Source organism: Oleiphilus messinensis (genome assembly GCF_002162375.1).
Taxonomy (GTDB): domain Bacteria; phylum Pseudomonadota; class Gammaproteobacteria; order Pseudomonadales; family Oleiphilaceae; genus Oleiphilus; species Oleiphilus messinensis.
Map to the genome: position 1 here is coordinate 1,002,557 of NZ_CP021425.1, position 21,694 is coordinate 1,024,250.

A 21,694-nucleotide genomic window follows, 5' to 3' on the forward strand; every position below is an offset into this window, starting at 1 on the left:
ATCTCTATATTTGTGGGCTCATTGCGGGTCACCTGATTATTTGCGACCCCAGACAGCGTAATCCTGAGGGCCAAATAACAAATTATCAACACGAGCCAGGCCTGGGTCATTTTGGTCGTTTTTCAGGCTGTCCGTACTCGGGCTCGAGAAGATCAACTCTACACTTAGAAACTGGTTGTATTCTGCCATAAATTCGACAAGTTGTGGCGGCACCGGCTGTAAGTGAGTGGGGTCAATATAGAATGTATGGCTGCCAACAATCAGATTTTGCGGGTTAGGGGTCTCTAATAACATTGCTCCACCCGGTTGCAGCACCCGGTAAACCTCTTTGATCATGTTCAATAGATATCCCGAAGGCAGGTGTTCAATGACATGAAACGCCGAGACAATTGAAAAGCTGTTATCGGGCACGCTTTGCAGATAGGTTAACAGGTCGTCCTGCACCAGCGTTAATTGCGGATTCACTGTACCTTCCATCATCGCAGCATTGCTGTCCACACCTGTGGGGGCAAAACCTTTTGCTGCAACGTAGTTGAGCCATTCACAACGGCCACAGCCCAAATCCAGAGCGCGGGGCTCTCTGATGCGTTCATCATTATAAATACGGTCAATGTAGGCATCATAGTGGTTGAACTTAGCGGCAAGTTCTGTCTCCGGCCCTCTGAACCGGTTTTCCAGTTGCCGATAGAAGTCGTCGAAGGCACCATAACTTGCGAGTTCACTTTTGCGCAGCAACTCATGCAGGTGTTCGGTTTCTTCCCGGGATGGGGCGCGCCGGGACAGCTCGTTGATTCGGCTTTTCAGAATTTCCATATTCTCTGATTCGTTGCGCGCAAGCAGTTGTGCATGATCGACCAGATCTCGCCCCACACCGAGTTGGTACTGATGATGTGCATTCAAGGCGCGAACCACTCTGGGCAGGCGCACGAGCGTAATCAACCAATCCACCAGAAAACGAATTATCGGTATTTTGGTCAACAAATAGCGGGAGATAATCCGCAAAGACCCTTTCAGCTTGCCAATTCCACCTCGACCTTCCGGTGACAGCAGCAGTCGTGCAAGAACATCTTTTTTATCACATTGTCCGGATCGGAGTTGATGCAGGTAATTCTGCATGCCCGATTCATCGGGATAACGCCCGAGTGTTAAATCATAGGCGAGTTCAATAAACTGGCGATCATGGAAGGCCAGTACGTCGTAAATTGTCGATACGGACGGCGCAGTCTGGCTTTTAAGTGTTTCACTGGTCACCAGTGTCGGAATGGGGTAGAGGTCAACAGGATCCAGAGTCGGGATGTCGTATTCTGCTGGGCTCGCCTTGCTCGCCGTTGCCGCATTCAGCGCCTTGAAGATACGTTCCTTGTTGATTTCAGGGTGATATTGCTGTTTCGGTTGGGACATAGTTTCTGTTGCTCTTTCGACACCGGATGTGATCTTGATGAGTTGTGACCTTGTTACGACGAGGCTGAGAGCCTGGCGGTAACGGGCAGATTGGCGATGCCGATAAATGCATGCGCGTTATTGGGAACCATCTGGAACACCAGAGCCTGATCCCACCAGTCATGATTGTCGGAGACATGGGAGTCCAGTGTGTGTGATGCGATGGTGATGGAGTAATTTCCCGTACCCAGCTCAAGGCCAAGATCGAAATTCAGACAGTATTCTCCGGGGGGGTCGGGTAAACAGGTATCAAGGTGGAATGTATTCGTGCCGAATACGTCGTTACCCAGTCGATCTCTGATCAACAACCCGATGGTGGCATCGGTCACGGTTTCATGTTTGGTAAATGTAATTTGCAGCGTTGCGCGTTCGCCAATCTGAAAGGCGCGGGTTGGGCGCTCTGCTTCGTTCAGCAGCTCGATTCGATTCAGTTCGACCTTTTTATTGCCACTGCGCGTGACACGAACCCCTTGTTCATTTTCCACCTGCTGGATTTCTTCATCCTTTTCCCGTTTGGCAATCATGGCGTTGTAGTAGTCCAGTATGTCGTCCGGTCGGCCATCTTTTATCAGTACCCCATCGTCGAGCAGTATCGCCCGGTCACAGAGTGTTTTGACAGCCGCAGGGTCGTGGGAAACAAACAACAGGGAAGTGCCTTGTTCCTTGAACTGCCGGATTCGGGCCATGGACTTGTGTTGAAAGTAGGCGTCGCCAACAGACAGGGCTTCATCAACAATTAATACGTCGGGGCGTTTACAGGTTGCCACACTGAAAGCGAGGCGCATTTGCATACCGCTGGAATAGGTTTTAATCGGTTTGTCGATGCAATGGCTGAGCTCGGCAAATGCGATAATGTTATCCATTTCAGCCTCGATTTCAGTACCGTTCATGCCGCGCATCTGGCAGCCCATAATCGCATTCTGGCGGCCTGAGAAGTCCGGATGAAAGCCCATGCCCAGCTCCAGTAGCGCCGCAACCTCGCCGTGGACATCAACTGTGCCGGAGGTCGGTTTGGTGGTACCCGTCAAGATTTTCAGCAGTGTGCTCTTTCCTGCACCATTTTGGCCAACGATGCCGACTGACTCCCCATCATGAATCACAAAGTTGATATGGTTCAGAACGTTGCGGGCCTCGTGTCCCTCGATGCGTCCCAGGGATAGCCATTCCGAGAGTCGGGCCCAGTGTGTTGGATAGTGCTTGTAGCGTTTGCTAATGGCATTGACTGATATTCTGATCATAACTCATCCACCATGTCTGCAGAGAGTTTCCGAAACAAGGTATAGCTCAGGATAAATAGCCCGATACCGAGTATCAGTTGTGGATAATAACTGGTCCAGTCCGGCCACTGTTGTTGCAATACGATGGTTTGATAGCCTTGCACAATCGGGGCGATGGGGTTCCAGGTGAACAAAATATCGCGCGCCCAGTCCGGAATAACGGAGGCGGGGTAAACGATCGGTGTCAGCCAGAACCAAAACTGTAACATAATCGTCGTAAACTGACCGATGTCACGGAAGAATACATTCAGTGTGCCCAATAATAAGCCTAAACCAATGGCGATAAGTTGTTGCAGTAATAATAGCGGGATGAATGCGAGTAGAACCAGTCCCGGCACCCGGTCTATCACGACTAGAAAGCCCATAAAGATCGAAAAAATGATCACAAAATTGATGCTGCTGGATATCAGAATAATGATGGGCAGTGATATCCGCGGGAATACAGCCTTTTTCAGCAGATTGGCTTGCTCGATAAACGTTGTGGTTGAGCGTAAGACCACTTCGGAAAAAAAAGTCCATGTGGTGATGCCGGCGATAAGGTAGATGCTGTAAGACAGGGTGTCGTCCATGCCGGGCAGGCGGGCTTTCATAACCTGGGAGAAGACCAGTGTGTAAATCAGCACCATGGCCAGCGGATTGAGTACAAGCCACAAGGCTCCCAGTAATGAGCCGTTGTACTGGCTTTGAAATTCACGTTTGACGCTGCCTGCAATAAAGGCGCGATACGACCAGATGGCGTTAATCAATTGCATGGACTGCTGCGGCTCCGGTAAAAAAGAGCGCGTATTTTAGCAGTATTGAAACTGAATACAATTCAATCGCGCCTAAGACGAACGTCGATGATGTGGTGATGGTGTGGTGATGGCAGGATTGTGTCGACCACTCTTCCTTCCTTTATATGGGGAACAATAAATGAAGGCAGTCAATCAAGTTGGTAAAAAATAGAGCAAGTGAAAAACGTGATCACCTAATACACAAAGTTGCAAAATTTAGGTGTGAAAGCCTAGACAACAAGGGTAAACTAGCGCGCGTTTGAAAATGTACATTCGCGCAGAGAAAAATAGTGGTTTGTGAAAAAAATTTGAGGGGGTTTCCTTGAATTTGACGCAAAAGATACCATTATTAATTGCGAACAATTATTGAGCGTTTTTTTGTCTGACAAAATGGTTTCAAGTTTGCTGGATTAAAGCGCATAGAAGTGAATAAGAATTTTAAAGCATTGGTAGCTGATTTTAACCTTTCCACAATCCAACCTTTCATTCGGATGCCTGCGAAGAGCAGGAACGTCCGCTCTGGGGTCGTCTCTCTTAAATGGGCTTTCAGTTTGCGTAAACTGGATAGCGTTGCCCATCAGCGAATCGCAGACCGCCAGAACAAACACCTAAAAACCAAATCACGCCGTATTGTTCGTAACGTGATGCCGATTGGTTTTGCCTCATTTGTGTCTTTTTTAGTTTCCCGTGCCACGGTGTTGGCCTCGTTTTTGCGTGCTTCTGCGGTTTTTTGTGCGCGGTCGAGATCGGGTCAAAAAAGTACAAATATATTGATCGAAAAACTTGACGTGGTAATTTTTCCCACTTATCCTGCTGGTGTAGTGAATAAGTTATATGCCATGGTTGGCAGTGCTGTTTGCTTACCCAGTATAGTGATGTCCACTTAAGGTCCCGAAATCCAAATTGTTAAACAGCTTATTTTTTCGAAAATTAAAAACTGTAACAAGCAGTTAACGAGAAAAAGCTAAAGTGCTTTGTTAAGTACTGTTGCTAACTGTTTGACAACTTGTGTTTTGGTGTTAGTCTTTGAATCAATCCGGTAATGGGTTTGCGCTTTCCGTTATTGGTTGGTCCATTGCTCTGGAGTTGGGTTGTGCAATCAGGTCGGGTTTTTATCCCGTTGGTTTGACAACGCAATGTCAGAAGTTAAAATTTGGCGCGCTATATGTATCTGCAGATATATATATCGTTAAGTGTCTATATGGATGTCTACTTAATGATGACGTCTTACTTTGTGTAATAAAGGAGCATATTAGATGGCAAGTTCAGCCTCTATTGATTTAGTCCAACAGGCATATATTGCCTACTACGGCCGCCCGGCCGACCAAGCGGGCCTGGAATTCTGGTGCCAGGAGCTTGATAACAACGGTGGTGACCTGACTGCAATTGTTGACGCATTTGCAAACTCTGATGAATACGCTGCGTACCTGGGCGACCTGGCCCTGGAAGAGCGCTTGAATGCCATTTACCAAAATGCATTTAACCGTGACGGCGACGCAGACGGTATCGCATTCTGGCAAGAGTCTATCGAAAACGGCACTATCTCTGCAGCACAAGCTTCTTTGGCTATTCTGCAAGGTGGTATCGACGCGGGTGACCCAGATGCAACAGTTGTTGCGAACAAGGTTGCTGTTGCTAAAGATTTCACCACAGCAATCACTGGCGTTGAATACGGTGCTGAGCAAGTAGCCGATGCACGTGCACTGGTCGCTGCAGTGGATGGTACAGACGAATCTGTTGATGCAGCTGCTGGCGCAATTGACACTTTCGTTGATGAATACAAAATTCCGGGTGTTGTTCCTGGGTTGAATGTGGCGTCTGAAGATGCAGCTGGCGCAGACTCTATGCGTTTGACTGGCGACAAAACTGTTCGCATCGACTTCACCGACCCAGAAGATCAAATCACTGGTGTTGACCTTAACGATAATGGCGTGATTGATCGTGACGGCGTTGAAAACAACAGCCCTCTGGATATCGATGGTTTCGAAATCGTTGATGCTTATGCACGTAACCCGCTGAACCAAGCTGATGAGCAAAACAACTTTACTGGCGACATCGATTTCGACGGTACTGGTTTTGCGGGCGACGGTGTAAACACCGACGGTAACATCTTCTTGGGTGGTCTGGGTGTTGATACTGCACTGGGCGGAATCGGTAACGACTTCCTGGCCGGCGGTGGTGTTGCACAAGGTCGTTTCGTATGGGACAGCCTGACCAACACATTCCTGCAAGATACCAAATACGGTACTACAGGCAACAACATTCCTTCTACTGCTGATTACCTTGCTGGTGGTCGTAACGCAGACTTCTTCTTCGCTGAGCTGTCTCTGCTGGATCCAACCGACGGTGATAACCTGATTATCGACGGTGGTAACACCACTGATGACCGTGCAGCTGGCCAAGGCAACACTGACGCTGTAGGTCAATCTTCACAAGATTCTGACTGGTTGTTGATTGAAGCAAGTGACGACGACGAAACGACTGTTATCGATCTGAACCCGGCACCTACTTTCCTGAGCGCAGGTGGTGAAGAGAACCAGTTCTTGAGCACTCGTTCTGGCGTTGGTATCACCATGTCAGAAGTTGAGCACATCAACGCTTCTGGTAACCTGTACGGCTTCCTGAACGACATGGACACCACTATCGGTGGTCGTGCGGGCGAAGGCCACGCGGGAGACGGTTCTTCTAACTACGGTCTGGGTTCTTCTGCTCAGCTGGATATCCGTGGTTCTTTGGCCGACAACATCATCATCGCAGGTTACGATAACGACCTGGTTGACGGTGAAGAAGGTAACGACATCCTGTTCGGTGGCGACCTGGCTTACATCCAAAACAACCCGAACGCAGCTGGCGTTGTAAACAACGGTGTTGACACCCTGATCGGTGGTACCGGTTCTGACCACGTTGTATTTGAACTGGACGGCGGTACTTACACTGGTGACGCGGCGGCAGCAGCAGCCGGTACTGACAGCGATACACTGTGGATTGAATCCAACGTAGCCGGTACTGCAACTGTTGCAGATCTGACTGCTGACGGCTGGTTGCGTATCGATCTGCGTGCGCCTGCACAGCAAGGTCAAGGCACTGGCGGTAACGAATCTGCTTCTCAGAGCCAAACCAACTCTACTTTGGCTGGCGCGGTAACTGGTTTCGAAAACGTTATTGCTACCGGTCTGGGTGCAATTGACTACCTGGCTTCCGGTACTAACAACCCAGAATTGAACTTCGACAACCAGCAAAACTACGCTGGCCTGGGCGACGTAAACCTGGATCTGCGCGGTTCTGACGGTGCAGACAACAACACTGACCACGGTCTGGGTTCACTGGTTTATGATGACGTTCACGTTGTTGATAACCGTCTGTACGCAGATGCGGGTGACGACATCATCGAAGGTCGTAGAGGTAACGACTACCTGAGCGGTGGTGACGGTGCTGACCAGTTCATCTTCGCAATCGATGGTGATGCAAAAGGTGATGACGTTGACGTAATTCACCGTCAAGCTGACGAAGACGGCGACGGCATCTGGGACGGCTCTAACGGTCAATTCGCAGATGGCGGTTACGTACGTGACTTCGCAATCGGTGGTGATGCTTCTGTTTCCGGCGCATCTCTGACTCTGACAATCGACGATCCTGAAGAAGGCGTTGATTCTGAGCTGACCAACATTCCTCTGGAGTCTGTATCTCTGGTTGTTAATGGCGAAACCCTGACGCTGCAAACTGATGCGATGACTACAGTAACAACTGTTGCTGCATTCGCTGCAGAAATCGAAGCGGCTATCGCAACTCAAGCAGCAGAAGACGGTTTTGACTTCCTTGAGTCTTTCTCTGTAACAGTATTCGATGACAACACCATCGTAATCACTGATTCTGGCGACTCTACAATCGAAGAAGGCTCTTGGGGCTTCATCGACGGTCAATTGCCTGCGAACACTGACATCGTATTGCGCCAGGTTGCAGGTACGCCTGATCCGATCCAGCAAGAAGATCGTCTGATCTACAAAGCATACGAAGATCGTGCAGACAACGAAGCCGTTGACGACAATGCGATCAAAGGTTCTACCCTGTCTCTGGGTGACACTGCATACGCAGAAGACTTGGTAATCGACTTCTCTGAAGACGGTACCCGTATTGCTGAAAGCCAGAAGTACAAAATTACCTTCACTAACCTGACGACTGAAGATGTCGTAACCATCACCATCAACGGTGTTGAGTACGAGTTGTGCGTTGGTAAAGATATCGATGGCAACCACATCCCAGGTGAAGACACCACAACTGCAAGCCAGACGCAAATCCAGACTGCATTCATCGCGCGTATGGCTGATTTCATCAACTCCTTTATGGATGATGATACTGCAGCAGGTAAGATCAATGCAGCTGATGCAAACGAAACCAGTCTGACAGTAGCTCAAGACCAGTATGACGGTGAAGAAACTGTATTCATCGACACTCCTGTTGTTGAGATTCAAAACCTGTCTGGTGGTGAAGCGGCGTCTTCTCACGTTGACAACATCTCTGCTCACCAAGTTCTGATCCTGGACTTCGACGGCCGTAACAACGAGCTGGACGACCAAAACGTTCTGTTCTGGGGTGCGGAAGGTTACATCGACGAAGCGGGTGTTGCACACAACTCTCGTGCGATCCTGGAAACCGCTCTGGATGCGGGTGACACGCTGGTAGGTTCCGAAGCAATCGTTATCAATGCGGGTACTGATGACCTGGTTGGTGGTGATATCACTGCTGACGGTGACTTGGTTAACAGCATGACTGATCAAGGCATCTACGTTTCTGATTACAACCAGGTTGTATCCGCAACGATCGGTGAAAACTTCGCGCTGCACGGTGATGACCTGTTGATCGGTGGTCTGGGTAACGACACCATCTCTGGTGGTACTGGTGATGACCGTATCATCGTTTCTGCTGACGCTGTATCCGGTACAGACGTGGTAGACGGTGGTAAGGATCTGTACTACGTACGTACCGTTGGTCAAACCAAAGGCGAAATTGAAGTTCTGAACGCGTATGAAGCTGCACAGCGTGATGGCGACTCAGACGTTGCTGAAATCGTTCTGGTTGAGCAGTTGGAAGAGTTTGCAAACGGTCTGGTTGGTGGTGCGGAATTCGTTCCTTACTTCCGTGATACCCTGTTGGCACAACAAGATGACTTCCAGTCTGGTGTAACGACTTTCACCGTCACTCTGAACAACTATCAGGGTACAGGTTCCGGTATCATCCTGACTGAAGGTGGTGCAGGTACACTGACTATCGACGAAGACAATGACGGCGTTGCGGATCACACGACTCTGTTCACCAACTTCGAAAACATCCGTACTGTATCGGGTACTGGTCTGGCAACTGCAGGTAACGGTCAGGGTAACGACACTCTGGATGTAACCTCTATGTCTACTGACTCAGACGGTATCACTTACAACCTGACTAACAACGATGTATTTGCTGGTAACGACACTATCGGCAAAGGTGAAGTCTGGGTTAACACGGGTGCTGGTTTCGATATTGATCCAACGGATGACAATAACGTTGAGCCAGATCCAATCGATCCAGAAAACACGAACTACCAAGAGTATATTGTGCCTCTGGATTCCAACGTTGTTCTGTCTGTAGACGGTGTTGAGAATGTTGAAGCCGGTCTAGGCAACGACACCGTGTTCATCGATGAAACTGAAGCGGCTAAGAACAACCTGTTCTCTGCAAGCCAAGGTAACGATGCGCTGATCTACATGAACAATTACACTGGCATCTCTGGTGACCCTCTGAGTGCAGAGCCAATCGTAACCGTAGTCGTTAACTCTTCAACGGATACTGACCGCGTAGAAATGACTGCAGGTCGTGTTGGTAATATCACTGCAACGGATACCCTGAGCAGCGTTGAGTTCGTAAACTTCGAAGGTAACACTGCACAAGGCACGCTGGAAGACGATACGCTGGACGTGTCTGCACTGTCTACCGGTGCTGTTGTTGACTACACTGATGGCGATATCGACAACGCAGCTGGCGGAACAGAGCTGGTTATCGGTGGTATCACTCAGTTCGAAAATGTTGAAGGTTCTGGCGGTAACGATTGGGTTCGTGTTGCTGATACGATGACCAATAGCCGTGAAGATGTAGCAAACGGTACCGAAGAAACGGATCTGATCTTCGACTCCTTCATGAACTACGACATGCTGGATATGCGCGATGAGTCTATCGCTCCTCAACGTCTGTCTGTATCTGATCTGCGTACCATTGGCGAAAATACGGCTAACACGAACGATGAAGGTGATATTCCAGAGTCTGTAAACGTTAGCGAGTACACTTTCGATCTGGATTCCGGTACTGACACTGTTAGCTACTACAACGAAACCGGCACTGTAGCAATCGCTCTGGACTTCTCTCTGGAGACTGGCGAATCTACTGGTGACCTGAACGTTATGGTTAACGACGACAGCGCTGATGACATGATCGCTAACCCAACCACTTCAATGACTGACGCGGGCGACCGTATCGATCTGTTGAAAGGTGTTGAGCGTGTTGTTGCTTCTCAAGGCGAGAGCGTAATCGACTTGACTAACGGCGAGAAGTTCCTGGGTGAGAACGAAACGTTCCTGATCCAGTACGGCAGCGACTCTGACGGTACTGATGATGCAGCAACCGGTACTATTTCTCGTACTGTATTGTTGTCGAAAGTGAGCTCCGGTGAAGCTTCCGAGCCATTCTCCGGTCTGTCTCTGGTTGAGATCGTTGATAACGACCAAGAAGACTTTGGTGGTGAGACTGTTCCTGAAGCAATCGATGCAGAGTGGAACCGCATTGAAGGTTCTGACCGCAACGAGCGCGTGGAATTCACAGATGATCAGGCTTCAACTTCTCACATCGTGAACCTGCGTGGCGGTAACAACGAGGTGAACTACAACGAGAAAACTCGTGGTATCGAGTTGACCGTTGATGATTTGACCGACGGTGTTTCCGAGTTGAGCATCCAGGCATTGAACACTGATGGTGTAGGTACGGGTATCGTTGACTCCATCACTTCATACAACAGCAACAACGTTGTAGCTGAAGGTGCACTGCGTATCGAAGCTTCTCAGTCTGATGATGACACCATTAACCTGGCAGGTCTGACTGACAATAACGCGTTCGTTCTGGGTAAATCTGAAGGTAACTCTGACGTTCTGGAAGTAACCTTCGGTGAAGGTGCTGACTCCGTCAACATGATCCTGACCGGTTTCGAAGTGTTACGTGACGGTGCTGGTGATGACGTTTACACCGTTGAAGATCTGGATGGCTTCGCAGCGACCTTGGAACTGCGAGATAATCCAGACGCAGACCGTGATACTCTCAAGCTGACTAACGATTCCTTTGGTAATGTTACGCTGGCTAACGACATCGCAATGTCGATCACATCTGATCTGGAAATCGGTACTGGCCTGAGTGGCGATGGTATCGAAGAAGATCTGAACTTCTTCGGTGTTGACTGGACTATCCTGGACATCTCTGAAGTAACCAACCGTTCAGACCTGACTGCAACCTTCGTCGGTGCAGATGATACTCCAGAGATCATTGTTGGAGATCTGGAAGATATCCTGGATATCAACGGTTTCGATCGTATTACCTTCAGCGATGCAACCACTGATTCTAACATCGTTCTGAACCTGGATTCAGGTGAGATTCAGAACACCAACGGTGGTGAGCTGGTTGAGTTTGATGGTAATCAATTGGATCTGGCGAGCAAAGTAACTGCGGGCACTGACTTCACTGTTGAAGTGGTTGATACCAACGGTCGTGGTTCTGTTGTAATCGGTGGTGCGGGTAATGACGTGATCACTGGTGGCGGAAGCAATGATATCATCAGCGGTGGTGCAGGCAATGATATCCTCAACGGCGGCGACAATGTTGTTGAAGAGCATTCTTACACAATCGATGGTGATGGTCTGGCAGCAGGTGAAACTGCAACTCTGGACGGCTTCACTGTAACGCAAGGCGCGACTATCCGTGACGTAGTTGTTGCGGGTAACGATGCAGACGCAGTTGGTGCAGCATTTGTTCGTGAGTGGACTGCTAACCCATCCAGCTTCGCTAACGCTGACGACATCGCAAGCATCACTTACGATGAAGTTGAAAACTCCCTGATCGTTACCTTCAAGTCTAGCCTGGGTAACGTAGAAGATACGCCTCTAGGTCAATTGACAGGCACTGCAGATTGGTTGCCTGTTGACCCAGCGGTACGTGACTTCTCTGGTAACGGTGATGATGTATTCGCAGGTGGCCAAGGCGTTGACGATATCCAAGGTGGTGCAGGTAGCGACACAATCGTTGTAGTTGGTGAAGTTGGTGCTGACGAATACGACGCGGCTTCCGGTGCGGCATTGAACTTCGATGCAACTGTTAGCGCAATTGTAAACGGTCAAGCAACATCTGATGTAAGCACTGACTCTTATGATGGTGGTGATGGTTCCGATACTCTGGAAGTATGGGGTACTGCAGACTTCCGTGAAGCGGATCTGACTAACATCGAAACGATCAACATCCACTCTCAAGTTACTTTCTCTCAAGCACAATTGGATGCATTGAATGAAAGTGTTGACGGTGGTCTGAGCTTCAACCTGTTGGACGAAGACAGCTTGTTGACTATCGTTGATGGTGCTATCAGCACTACATACTCTCAGTTCGGTGGTGAAGGTGCACTGTCTGAAGCAGATCTGGATGCAACTTACCCAGGTGTAGCGGATACAGACACTGATACCGATACAGACACTGATACCGATACAGACACTGATACCGATACTGATACCGATACAGACACTGATACCGATACAGACACTGATACCGATACCGATACCGATACCGATACTGATACTGATACTGATACTGATCAGGATCTGGACGGTCTGGGTACTGACACTGAAGCAGCAACTTTCGATGCAGGCGCAGACGCATTTGCGTTTACTGACTCGTTCGGAGCGGCTAACAATGTCGTTATTCAGAACTGGGGTGCAGATGACTCTATCGAGTTCACTGGTGTAACAGCAGCAGACGTTGCGGCAGGCTTTACTACTGACGGAACTAGCGCTACAGTTACCCTGAACAACAACGGTGTAGTAAGCACGGTTACATTTGAAGGTGTTGGTGGTTCAACCTTCACTGTTGATCAGTTCAATGCGCTTGACGTAGGTGATATCGCTCCTGCTGAAGGTGACACTGGTAACGGTGGAGATCTGACTGATCAAAGCATTGATGGTCAAGGAACAGACACTACTGCAGCAACTATCGATGCAAGTACTGGTTCTTTCAACTTCACTGATCTGTTTGCAACTGCAAACAACGTGGAGATCGAAAACTTCGGTGCAGACGATCAGCTGAGCTTCAGCGGTGTGTCCATTGAAGACGTAGCAGCCGGCTTTACAACCGATGGTACCAGCGCAAGCGTTACTCTGAACAATAACGGTATTGTGAGTGAAGTAACCTTGGTTGGCGTAGGGGGATCTAGCTTCACTGTAGATCAGTTCAACGCTCTGACTGTTGGCGACATTGTTGTAGCCTAAAAGTAGGAAACCCGTGCTACAATCTGTAGCACGGGGTTCAAGCGAAACCTAAATATGTGATTAAAATCATAAAGGAATTTAGAAATGGCAAAAGTTATATTAACTGACGCAGATGCTGGTAACAGACTTTCTCTGAACAACGACATCGACTGGGAAATCATCGGCACAAGCGCAGCGGACAATATCTTGGTTGAAGCTGGCGCAAATGTTGACCTGACTGCACTGGGTGGCGGCGACGATACTGTAGTATTGTCTGGCGACTCTACTGATTACACTGTTGCAGCTAACGGTACTACCGTTACTTTGACTCACACGACTACTGGCGAGACTGTAATGGTTCCAGCCAGCGCATCTTCTACCAACACAGTAACCTTCGCTGACGGTGAAAGCGCTGCTTTGACCATCGGTACTGCGGTTATGTTTGGCACTCTGGAGCTGGCCAACGGTGCTGACGCGGTTGCGGTTTCTGGTACTACTGCTGGTGCTGAACCTGATCTGGGTGACTTCGCCGAAGATACCGTTACGCCTTCTGGCTTGAGCGTTGTGGCAACGGGTACTGACGAAGGCGGGAATCTGACTTTCGTTGTGACTTTGAACCCTGCACAACTGGAAACAACTACTGTTGATTTCGCGATTGGTCTGGAAGACGGTGCAACTGCTGCTGACCACGGTGATATCACTGTTGACGGTACCGTTGACAACACCGGTACAGGTACCTTGACTTTCGCAGCAGGTCAAACCACTAAAACCATCACTGTTGCAGCAAGCGAAGACAACGCATTCCCAGAAGACGGCGAAGGCGTTTCTTTGACTCTGAGCAATGCAAGCGGCGCAAGCATCACTACAGCTTCTGCTACCGCAACCATCGGTGATGTTAACCCATACACCCTGACTCAAGGTATCACTGAAGTTGAAGAAGGTGATTCTGTTACTTACACACTGACCACTGCAGTGCCTGTAACTGAAGACACAACTGTTTCCTTCAGCGTTGTTCCTGGCGATGCGACTGCAGCGAACCAAGGTACTAACGATACTAACCTGAACGACTTTGACCAAGGTTCTTTCAACCCATCAAACGTTGTTATCCCAGCAGGTAGCAGCAGTGCAGAGTTCACTCTGACCACTCAGACTGATTCTATCACTGAGCTGCCAGAAGATTACACGCTGCAAGCTGTTGTTAACGGTCAAACCATCACCATCGAAACTACTTTGTTGGATGGTAGCGGTTTCACCCTGACTACTGGTAACGATGCATTCACTGGTGATGCGAACGATGACGTGTTCACTTCTGGTCTGGGAACCCTGAACAACGGTGACGTTCTGGAAGGTCTGGGCGGTACTGACACGCTGAACTCTCGTCTGTCTACTGACGCTGGCGATCCTACCATGGACAGCATCGACATCATCAACATGGACTCTCGTGCAAACGCAGCGACAATTGGTTTGACCAATGCGTCTCAAGTTGGCCAGCTGTCTATCACGGGTACGGGTAACGGTCGATTTGACAACGCTCAAAATACAGTAACTTCTTTCTCTGTTGCAGGTAACACTACTGACGGTAACTACAACAAGACTGCATTGCTGGAATTTGTAGATGACGCGTTCACGGGTACTGCTGACGCACTGTCTCTGAGCATCACTGACGTTTCTGGCTCCAGCGCAATTGTTTCTGTAGGTCAAGCTGCATCTACCGGTACTAACAATCTGGAAACTCTGAACATCGCGCTGATGGGTACAGGTAACACCTTCACGTTTGATCCTAACACCACTGCTGCATTTGACGCGATCAACAGCACTGTGATCACCGGTTCTGCAGATTCTACTGTTACTGTAGCTTCCGCTGACTACGCTCTGAGTGCACGTTCTTTGAACGCTTCTGCTCACACTGGCATGCTGAACATCATCACCGATGAAACTGGTGCGATCAATGCTGCGGGCCTGAGCGGAATCGACAAGCTGGTCTTCACGGCTGATGTGAACAATACAATCACTTCTTTGGCTGAAGGCACTAACGTTGAAGTGCGTGTTGGTCAAACTGCATTGACTGTTGTACAAACTGGTGCTGATACCGCTGGTTCTTTGAGCGATACTTTCACGTTCACCATGAACCCTGCTGCTTCTGCTACGCAAACTGCATTGACTTTTGATGCGATTGAGACTGTAAGCCTGGTTTCAACGACCTCTGCAACTGATCCTTCAACTGTAACCAACACCATCACTACATTGAATGCTGATGGTCTGGGTACATTGAACATCAGTGGTGCTGCGCATCTGTCTATCGGTACTTTGACTGATCAAGTAGACATTGTTGACGCATCTACTGCGACTGGTAACGTAACGTTGAACGTTAATGCGACTAACACTACAGAAGCTGTTCTGTATAAAGGTAGTGCTGGCGTTGATACCATCAACGGCTCTGGCTTCGATGACAACATCTCCGGTAATGCTGGAAATGACGTAATCGAAGGTGAAGCAGGTGCAGATACTCTGACTGGTGGCGCGGGTGCTGATACTTTCGTATACACCACTATCGCTGATTCCAGCAGCGCGACTGTAACTTCGAACGACTCTGTAACCGATTTCGTAGCGGGAACTGATGACTTCGACGTAACTAACGTACCTGCTTCTGTAGTTGCTGCAGCGACTGGTTCTATCAGTGCAGCGAGCTTCAACGCTGATATCGATGCGTTGTTGACCACTGCAACGGCTAACCACGTTCAAGTATTGACTGCAAACGCGGGTGATCTGAACGGTAAGTCCTTCCTGGTACAAGATACCGATGGTGACGGAACCTTCGATGCTGGTACTGAGTTGCTGATCGACATCACTGGTCTGACAGGTACTTTGACTACTGCAGACTTCGTGTAAGTTAAAATAACTTCTTTAGTGATTTGTCGATAGCTTAGTCTGTTGGCAAGTTAATAGAGTAAGGTATTTAAACTTAAGAGAAACCCCTAGCTTCGTCTGAAGTTGGGGGTTTTTTGTTGGGGAAACATCAGTTGTACAACAGGAAAAAATATGGGAGGCTCTGCCAAATCGAGGAATCGGCAATTGGTGTCGACCCTATCACATATGGAACGTTCTGGATGGATCTATGCGAACCCCAAAAAATAAAACAAAAAAACGTAGTCAGAAAGTCAACGTAAAACCATTGCAGAAAGCGAGCAAGATTAAGTCTGGAAGCACTGAAAATCAGACATTTACTGTTTCTCAGCCCCCACTAGACGTGTCCCAGGCTCTGCAAATGGCAATTCAATACCATAACACTGGAAAGTTGAGTCAGGCGGAAGCGATCTATCGTCAGATATTGACCGTACAACCTTCCCATGCTGATGCAAATCACCTTTTGGGGGTGATTGGTATTCAGATGGGCAAGCATGCTCCGGCCATCGAGCTGATCAAAAAGGCCATTCAAATCAATCCCGCGCTAACGCCGGCATATAATAATCTTGGTCTCGCGCTATGTGAGATCGGAAGTCTGGATGACGCATTAGCGTGTTTTCAGCACACCCTGAAACTGGATCCCAACCACACCGACGCACTTAATAATTTAGGGGTGATCTCCAGACGGAAATGCGCCACGGAAGATGCCATAGCCTACTATCGTCGGTCATTGTCAGTCGATCCGGGGTTGTTTGAAGTGCATTCCAATCTGCTGTTATCACTGCACTACCTTGATGATTTCCTTGATGCAGATATATTCCAGGAGCATCTCCGATTCGGAGAGCAGGCCACTCGCATTGCCACAATCAACAAGCCAATCGAGCAAGCTACACACAATGACAGCGCGCGCGCCCACAAAAAACTGAAAATAGGTTATGTTTCTCCGGATTTTCGAGCACACTCTGTTGTTTATTTTTTTGAGCCATTGCTGACGAGACATAACAAAAATGAATTCGAGATATATTGTTACTACAATCACGTGAAAAATGACGGCGTAACCAGTCGACTTAAAGAGTTGGCCAATCACTGGCGGGTAATTATCGGCGTTTCAGATGCCGAGGTTGCGCAGATGATCCGCGACGATGAAATTGATATCCTGGTGGATTTAGCGGGCCATACTGAGAAAAATCGCTTGCCTGTGTTTGCTTTTAAACCCGCTCCGGTGCAAGTTACCTGGTTAGGGTATCCTGATACCACGGGTTTACCTCAGGTTGATTATCGTATTACAGACTCAATATGTGATCCGGAGAATGAAACGGATCAATATCACACCGAGAAACTTATTCGATTGCCAGATGGCTTTCACTGTTATCAAGGCAGTCAGTCGGTTCCAGTAAATACAGCGCTTCCTGCCAGGCAAAAAGGCTATGTCACGTTCGGCAGTTTCAATAACCTAACCAAAGTGACTACAGAAGTGGTTGAACTTTGGGCGAGTATTCTGAAAGCGCTTCCAAACGCCCGGCTGTTGTTAAAATGCCTGGGGCTTGGTGATGAATCAACACGATTGCGTTATGTGTCGCTCTTTGAATCTTGTGGTGTTGATAAGGAAAGGCTGGATTTCTATTCCTACCTGCCAAACCGTCTGGATCATCTTAAACTCTATCACTCCATTGATCTCTGCCTGGACCCGTTTCCCTACAATGGCGTCACCACCACGTGTGAAGCGATGTGGATGGGCGTGCCGACCCTGACATTGCTGGGGACTCGACATTCCGGACGTGTTGCTGCGAGCCTGAATACAATGGTTGGATTACCGCAGTTTATCGCCAAGAGCAAGGCAGAATATGTCGGCATTGCCGTTAAGCAAGCGGACGAGCTTGAGGTGCTGGCGCAACTTCGATTGCAATTACGAGCGAAAATGCTTGCGTCAACGCTTTGTGACGCCCCTTATTTTGCGCAAACAATGGAAAATGTATACCGACAAATTTGGCAAGATCATCTTTCGCCGGTTTAAACATGACTCTCTGCAGGATCCCGGCTTTTCAATTCCGTGTTCCTGCGATGGGGAAACCGTTTGGTCACTTCCTATTCCGTGGTATTTTGACTATCTTAAAGAAAATCATTTTGTACTCAGGATGACGTGATTATGCTCATAAGATTGTACCAACATGTTCTTTTTAGTCTCACTGTAGTCTCATTATCGATGATTTCGACAGTTTCAGCCTGGGCTGAGTGTACATCCCAGCGATTTTCAGATACTGAATCCCAGGTGATGAGTGCCTACATAGCGTACTACGGTCGTATGCCTGACTCCGCGGGTCTTGCGTTTTGGTCGGATCAGCTGGATCAGCAAGGTTCTCTGGATGCGATAATACAGGCATTCGGTACCTCGGACGAGTTCGAACGAAATTTTGGTGCTCTGGATCATTCAGCGCTGGTCAATAATCTTTACCAGCAGGCCTTCGGTCGGGATGCTGATCCCGCGGGCTTGGCTTTTTATGTTGATGAGCTTGATAACAATCGCCTGACATTGCAATCTGTTGCCCTTTTCATCGTGGGTGGCGCCCAAAATGAGGATGATGACACAATCTCAAACCGGATCACGGCGTCCAGTCATTATGTCACTGCTGCGCTCGATGACGGAGTGGAGTTTAGCGAGTCGCAAATGACGGGGTTGCTTTCCTCTATTGACGAAAACCCTGAAACTACTGAACCAGTCTGCGCCAGTATCACCATGTTGGTAGAGGAGATCGTCGCTGAACAAAACGATGACAGTGAGTTTTTCGCGTCGAACGCCTGTGATAACGGCGATAGTGGCAATGAGCCGGTAAAAAAGATTGGCACGGTCAAAGGCATTAAAGGCCTGGCCTACTCCAGTGAAAGTTTCGGAACGGTAAATGGTATTAAAAAGTCGATACAGGGAGTGACCGGTGTAAACGGTGAATTTGAGTATTTTGAAGTTTGTGGTGAAGCGGCTACCACGCTGTTTTGCCTTGGTGTCAAAAAAGGCTGTAGTGTGAGTGATATTGCTTCAGGCATAACCCTTGATGTGTCTTTAGGTGGTCGTATATTGGGCCGAATCGTGTCGACAGAAGAAGTCGTAAACATTCGTTCGATTGTCGCGGAAACGTATCCGGAAATTGATCAGACCACTCAGAACCTTGTTACCTCCAATATTTATCGCTTGTTGCTGACGCTTGATATCGACCGGGATGGCCGTAACGGCATTGTGTTGAATGCATCGACACGGACAATGGCTGAACTCTATGCAGATGGAATTGATTTTACCGATGATGAATTTGCAAATAACCAAAGTGTTATCAACTATGTTACGGATGTAACCGGGCAGTCGGATCTGGCATCCGAGGCTGATGCAAATTCTTTCGAAGAGGCGTTACAGCAGGTTGTAGATACTTATGCAGTTTCCGGTTCAATTCTCGGTTCAAGTGGGCCTGTTACCCTGATTCTCAATGATGAGGAAGAGATTACGACGGAGCTGAGCTCGTTCGCATTTTCCACTCGATTGACGGCAGGTGAAAACTATTCAGTGAACATACTTTCCGAGCCTCAGGGGCAGACTTGTGTTGTGACCCGGGGGCAGGGGGTAATCGAAGCCAAGTCTGTTGCGGATGTGCAGGTGATTTGTGAGTCAGATACCGCTTTTTCTGTCTCTGTTTTTGTACAAGGGGCAAATGAGGATGTCGGTTTAAGCTTGAACAATGGCAGTACCGTGCTGTTTGCCAATGGTGTGAATGCTTTTCCGGTCTTGTTGGAGTCTGGTGATACTTACACGGTTTCATTGGTTACGGCGCCAGTGAATCAGGTCTGTAGTGTGACGAACGGGGTGGGGGTTGTTGAAAATCAGGCGATTACCGATGTTTCTGTCATTTGTGATGTAGACCCAGCGGATGGCTTTACCGTGGGTGGTCAGATAACTGGGGCAAATTCGGATATCGCGTTACGCTTGAATGGTGGTATTGCGTTTGTTTTCTCTAACGGAGCATTCAGCTTTAACCAGAAATTACAATCCGGTACAACCTATAGCGTATCGTTGGTGAGTGAGCCGGCGGGACAATCATGTGAAATCACGAATGGTTCTGGCTCTATTAGTGCGAGCAATATCACAAATGTGTCCATTCTCTGTGACGATATTGCGGCTACAGAACAACTCGTGGGCGGAAATATTTCAGGGCTGAGTGGTGCCGTTGAGTTAACGTTAAATGGAGCATCATCAATCACGATTTCCAGTAATGGTAGCTTCCAGTTTAGTGATGTTTTACTCACGGGAGAGAGTTATTCCGTCACTGTAACGAGCCAGCCAAATGGTCAGTCCTGCTCGGTAGGTAATAGCAGTGGCACTATTGCTAATGTTGATGTTACGAATGTGAATGTTGACTGCGATGATATAGAGGAAACCTTTTCTATCGGGGGGACGGTCAACGGAGCAATCGGTACGGTTGCAATCACATTGAATGGTTCAACTTCGCTGTTTTCCACCGGGGGCGATTTCCAGTTTCCCCAAGCGTTTGCGAATGGCAGTAGCTATCAAGTGACTGCAGCGAGTGTATCCGGTGATCAGGTGTGTGAAGTGCAAAATGGCGGTGGGTCTATTGCGGGCGCAAACGTAACGAATGTCATTGTCTCCTGCACACCAACTGTTGAGATATTCTCGGTCAGTGTCAGTATTAGCGGCGCGGTTGAAGATATTGTTGTTTCCTTGAACGGTGAGCACGAAACGACTTCGGGCAATGGTAGCTTTGAATTTGATACGGTGTTTACTGCAGGTGACAGTTATGTTGTCGCAATCGTTTCCGATGGTACCTCGCAGGCCTGTACTGCAAGTAATTCATCCGGCACGATCACCGGCAATGTCACGGTCGCAATTCAGTGTGTGAGCAATGAACCTGTACCAGAGTTTACCGTGGGCGGCAGTGTTTCCGGCCTGACGGGGAGCGCATCAGTTACCTTGAATGGGGCGGAGACGATTACCATCTCAGAGGGTGAGTTTACATTTACTGAGCTTCTGCTGGATAACCAAACCTACAGCGTTACCCTGGCATCTATACCGGATGGATTCACATGTGCGATTACGAACAGTAGTGGTGTTATTAATGGGGCCAATGTTACGAACATCCTGGTGAATTGTGATGTGATTGAGCTGTTTTCTGTGAACGTTAATCTATCTGGGGCATCTGAGCCTGTGATCGTGAGTTTTAATGGGGGCGATAACATAACATTGTCAAATGGGGTGACTTTGCTGGCAGATGATTTGGAATCGGGGGATGCCTATACTGTTCAGTTGGTAGATGAAGGGACTGATCAAGTGTGTGAAATTGCAGATAATTCTGGTCAGGTATCCAATGGGGATGTGACCGTATTGATCACCTGTGAAGCTGTTACTGGAGAGGATTCCGTGAATTTGGATGGCCAGGGTACGGACAATACTGCCGTAACGATTGATGCGAGTTCCGGGGCGATCGTGTTCAGTGATGCATTTGCAGTAGGCAATAATGTCCGAATTGCTAATTTTGGTGCCGATGATACGATCGTTTTTACGGGAACCAGTCAATCGCTTGTGGAAGCAGGCTTTACGACCGATGGATCAAATGCCCGAGTGACCTTGAATAACAACGGTATTGTCAGTCAGGTGGTATTTGTCGGTGTAGGCGGGTCAGTGTTCACCGTACAGCAGTTTAATGCGCTTGGTGTGGGTGACATTGTTGTGTCCCCTTGATTGTTGTGTCCCCTTAATTGTTGTATCCCTTAATTTGTTGTATCCCTT

Annotated in this window: 8 protein-coding genes; 5 read left to right on the forward strand and 3 right to left on the reverse strand. The window is 48.5% G+C overall.

The features are described 5' to 3' along the window. Nucleotides 1–36: 36 nt before the first annotated feature. From OLMES_RS04490 to OLMES_RS04500, 3 genes are read right to left on the reverse strand one after another with little or no spacing between them, the layout of a single operon-like run. Nucleotides 37–1,401, reverse strand: coding sequence for a methyltransferase domain-containing protein (locus tag OLMES_RS04490; RefSeq protein ID WP_087460151.1), 1,365 nt, complete (start codon nt 1,399–1,401; stop codon nt 37–39). A 53-nt stretch (nt 1,402–1,454) separates the two neighbouring features. Beyond that, the gene (locus tag OLMES_RS04495) at nt 1,455–2,678 is read right to left on the reverse strand and encodes an ABC transporter ATP-binding protein (RefSeq protein WP_087460152.1); all 1,224 of its coding nucleotides are present in this window, start codon (nt 2,676–2,678) and stop codon (nt 1,455–1,457) included. Then, nucleotides 2,675–3,469 (reverse strand): ABC transporter permease, encoded by a 795-nt coding sequence (locus OLMES_RS04500; RefSeq protein WP_087460153.1) that lies wholly within the window; start codon nt 3,467–3,469, stop codon nt 2,675–2,677. The genes OLMES_RS04495 and OLMES_RS04500 overlap by 4 nt, the downstream gene beginning before the upstream one ends. 446 nt (nt 3,470–3,915) lie before the next feature. On the opposite strand from OLMES_RS04500, the gene OLMES_RS04505 reads away from it, so the two are divergent. The 5 genes from OLMES_RS04505 to OLMES_RS04525 all read left to right on the forward strand — a co-directional run bounded on the left by OLMES_RS04505 (nt 3,916) and on the right by OLMES_RS04525 (nt 21,646). Further along, nucleotides 3,916–4,377: a hypothetical protein gene (locus OLMES_RS04505; protein ID WP_087460154.1), complete on the forward strand. Its 462-nt coding sequence runs from the start codon at nt 3,916–3,918 to the stop codon at nt 4,375–4,377. A gap of 369 nt (nt 4,378–4,746) precedes the next feature. Then, nucleotides 4,747–13,029 carry a beta strand repeat-containing protein gene (locus OLMES_RS04510; RefSeq protein ID WP_087460155.1) on the forward strand — a complete coding sequence of 2,761 codons (8,283 nt, stop codon included), beginning with the start codon at nt 4,747–4,749 and terminating at the stop codon, nt 13,027–13,029. Nucleotides 13,030–13,113: 84 nt separating this feature from the next. After that, nucleotides 13,114–15,897, forward strand: a complete 2,784-nt coding sequence (locus OLMES_RS04515; RefSeq protein WP_087460156.1) for a beta strand repeat-containing protein — start codon at nt 13,114–13,116, stop codon at nt 15,895–15,897. 226 nt (nt 15,898–16,123) lie between these two features. Continuing rightward, nucleotides 16,124–17,926 (forward strand): O-linked N-acetylglucosamine transferase, SPINDLY family protein, encoded by a 1,803-nt coding sequence (locus OLMES_RS04520; protein WP_087460157.1) that lies wholly within the window; start codon nt 16,124–16,126, stop codon nt 17,924–17,926. Nucleotides 17,927–18,058: 132 nt separating this feature from the next. Next, nucleotides 18,059–21,646, forward strand: a complete 3,588-nt coding sequence (locus tag OLMES_RS04525; protein WP_087460158.1) for a DUF4214 domain-containing protein — start codon at nt 18,059–18,061, stop codon at nt 21,644–21,646. The last annotated feature ends 48 nt before the right edge of the window (nt 21,647–21,694 follow it).

Coding starts and splice junctions, on each gene's coding strand:
- OLMES_RS04490 (WP_087460151.1), bottom strand. CDS start 1,401: ATGTCCCAACCGAAACAGCAATATCACCCTGAAATCAACAAGGAACGT.
- OLMES_RS04495 (WP_087460152.1), bottom strand. CDS start 2,678: ATGATCAGAATATCAGTCAATGCCATTAGCAAACGCTACAAGCACTAT.
- OLMES_RS04500 (WP_087460153.1), bottom strand. CDS start 3,469: ATGCAATTGATTAACGCCATCTGGTCGTATCGCGCCTTTATTGCAGGC.
- OLMES_RS04510 (WP_087460155.1), top strand. CDS start 4,747: ATGGCAAGTTCAGCCTCTATTGATTTAGTCCAACAGGCATATATTGCC.
- OLMES_RS04515 (WP_087460156.1), top strand. CDS start 13,114: ATGGCAAAAGTTATATTAACTGACGCAGATGCTGGTAACAGACTTTCT.
- OLMES_RS04520 (WP_087460157.1), top strand. CDS start 16,124: ATGCGAACCCCAAAAAATAAAACAAAAAAACGTAGTCAGAAAGTCAAC.
- OLMES_RS04525 (WP_087460158.1), top strand. CDS start 18,059: ATGCTCATAAGATTGTACCAACATGTTCTTTTTAGTCTCACTGTAGTC.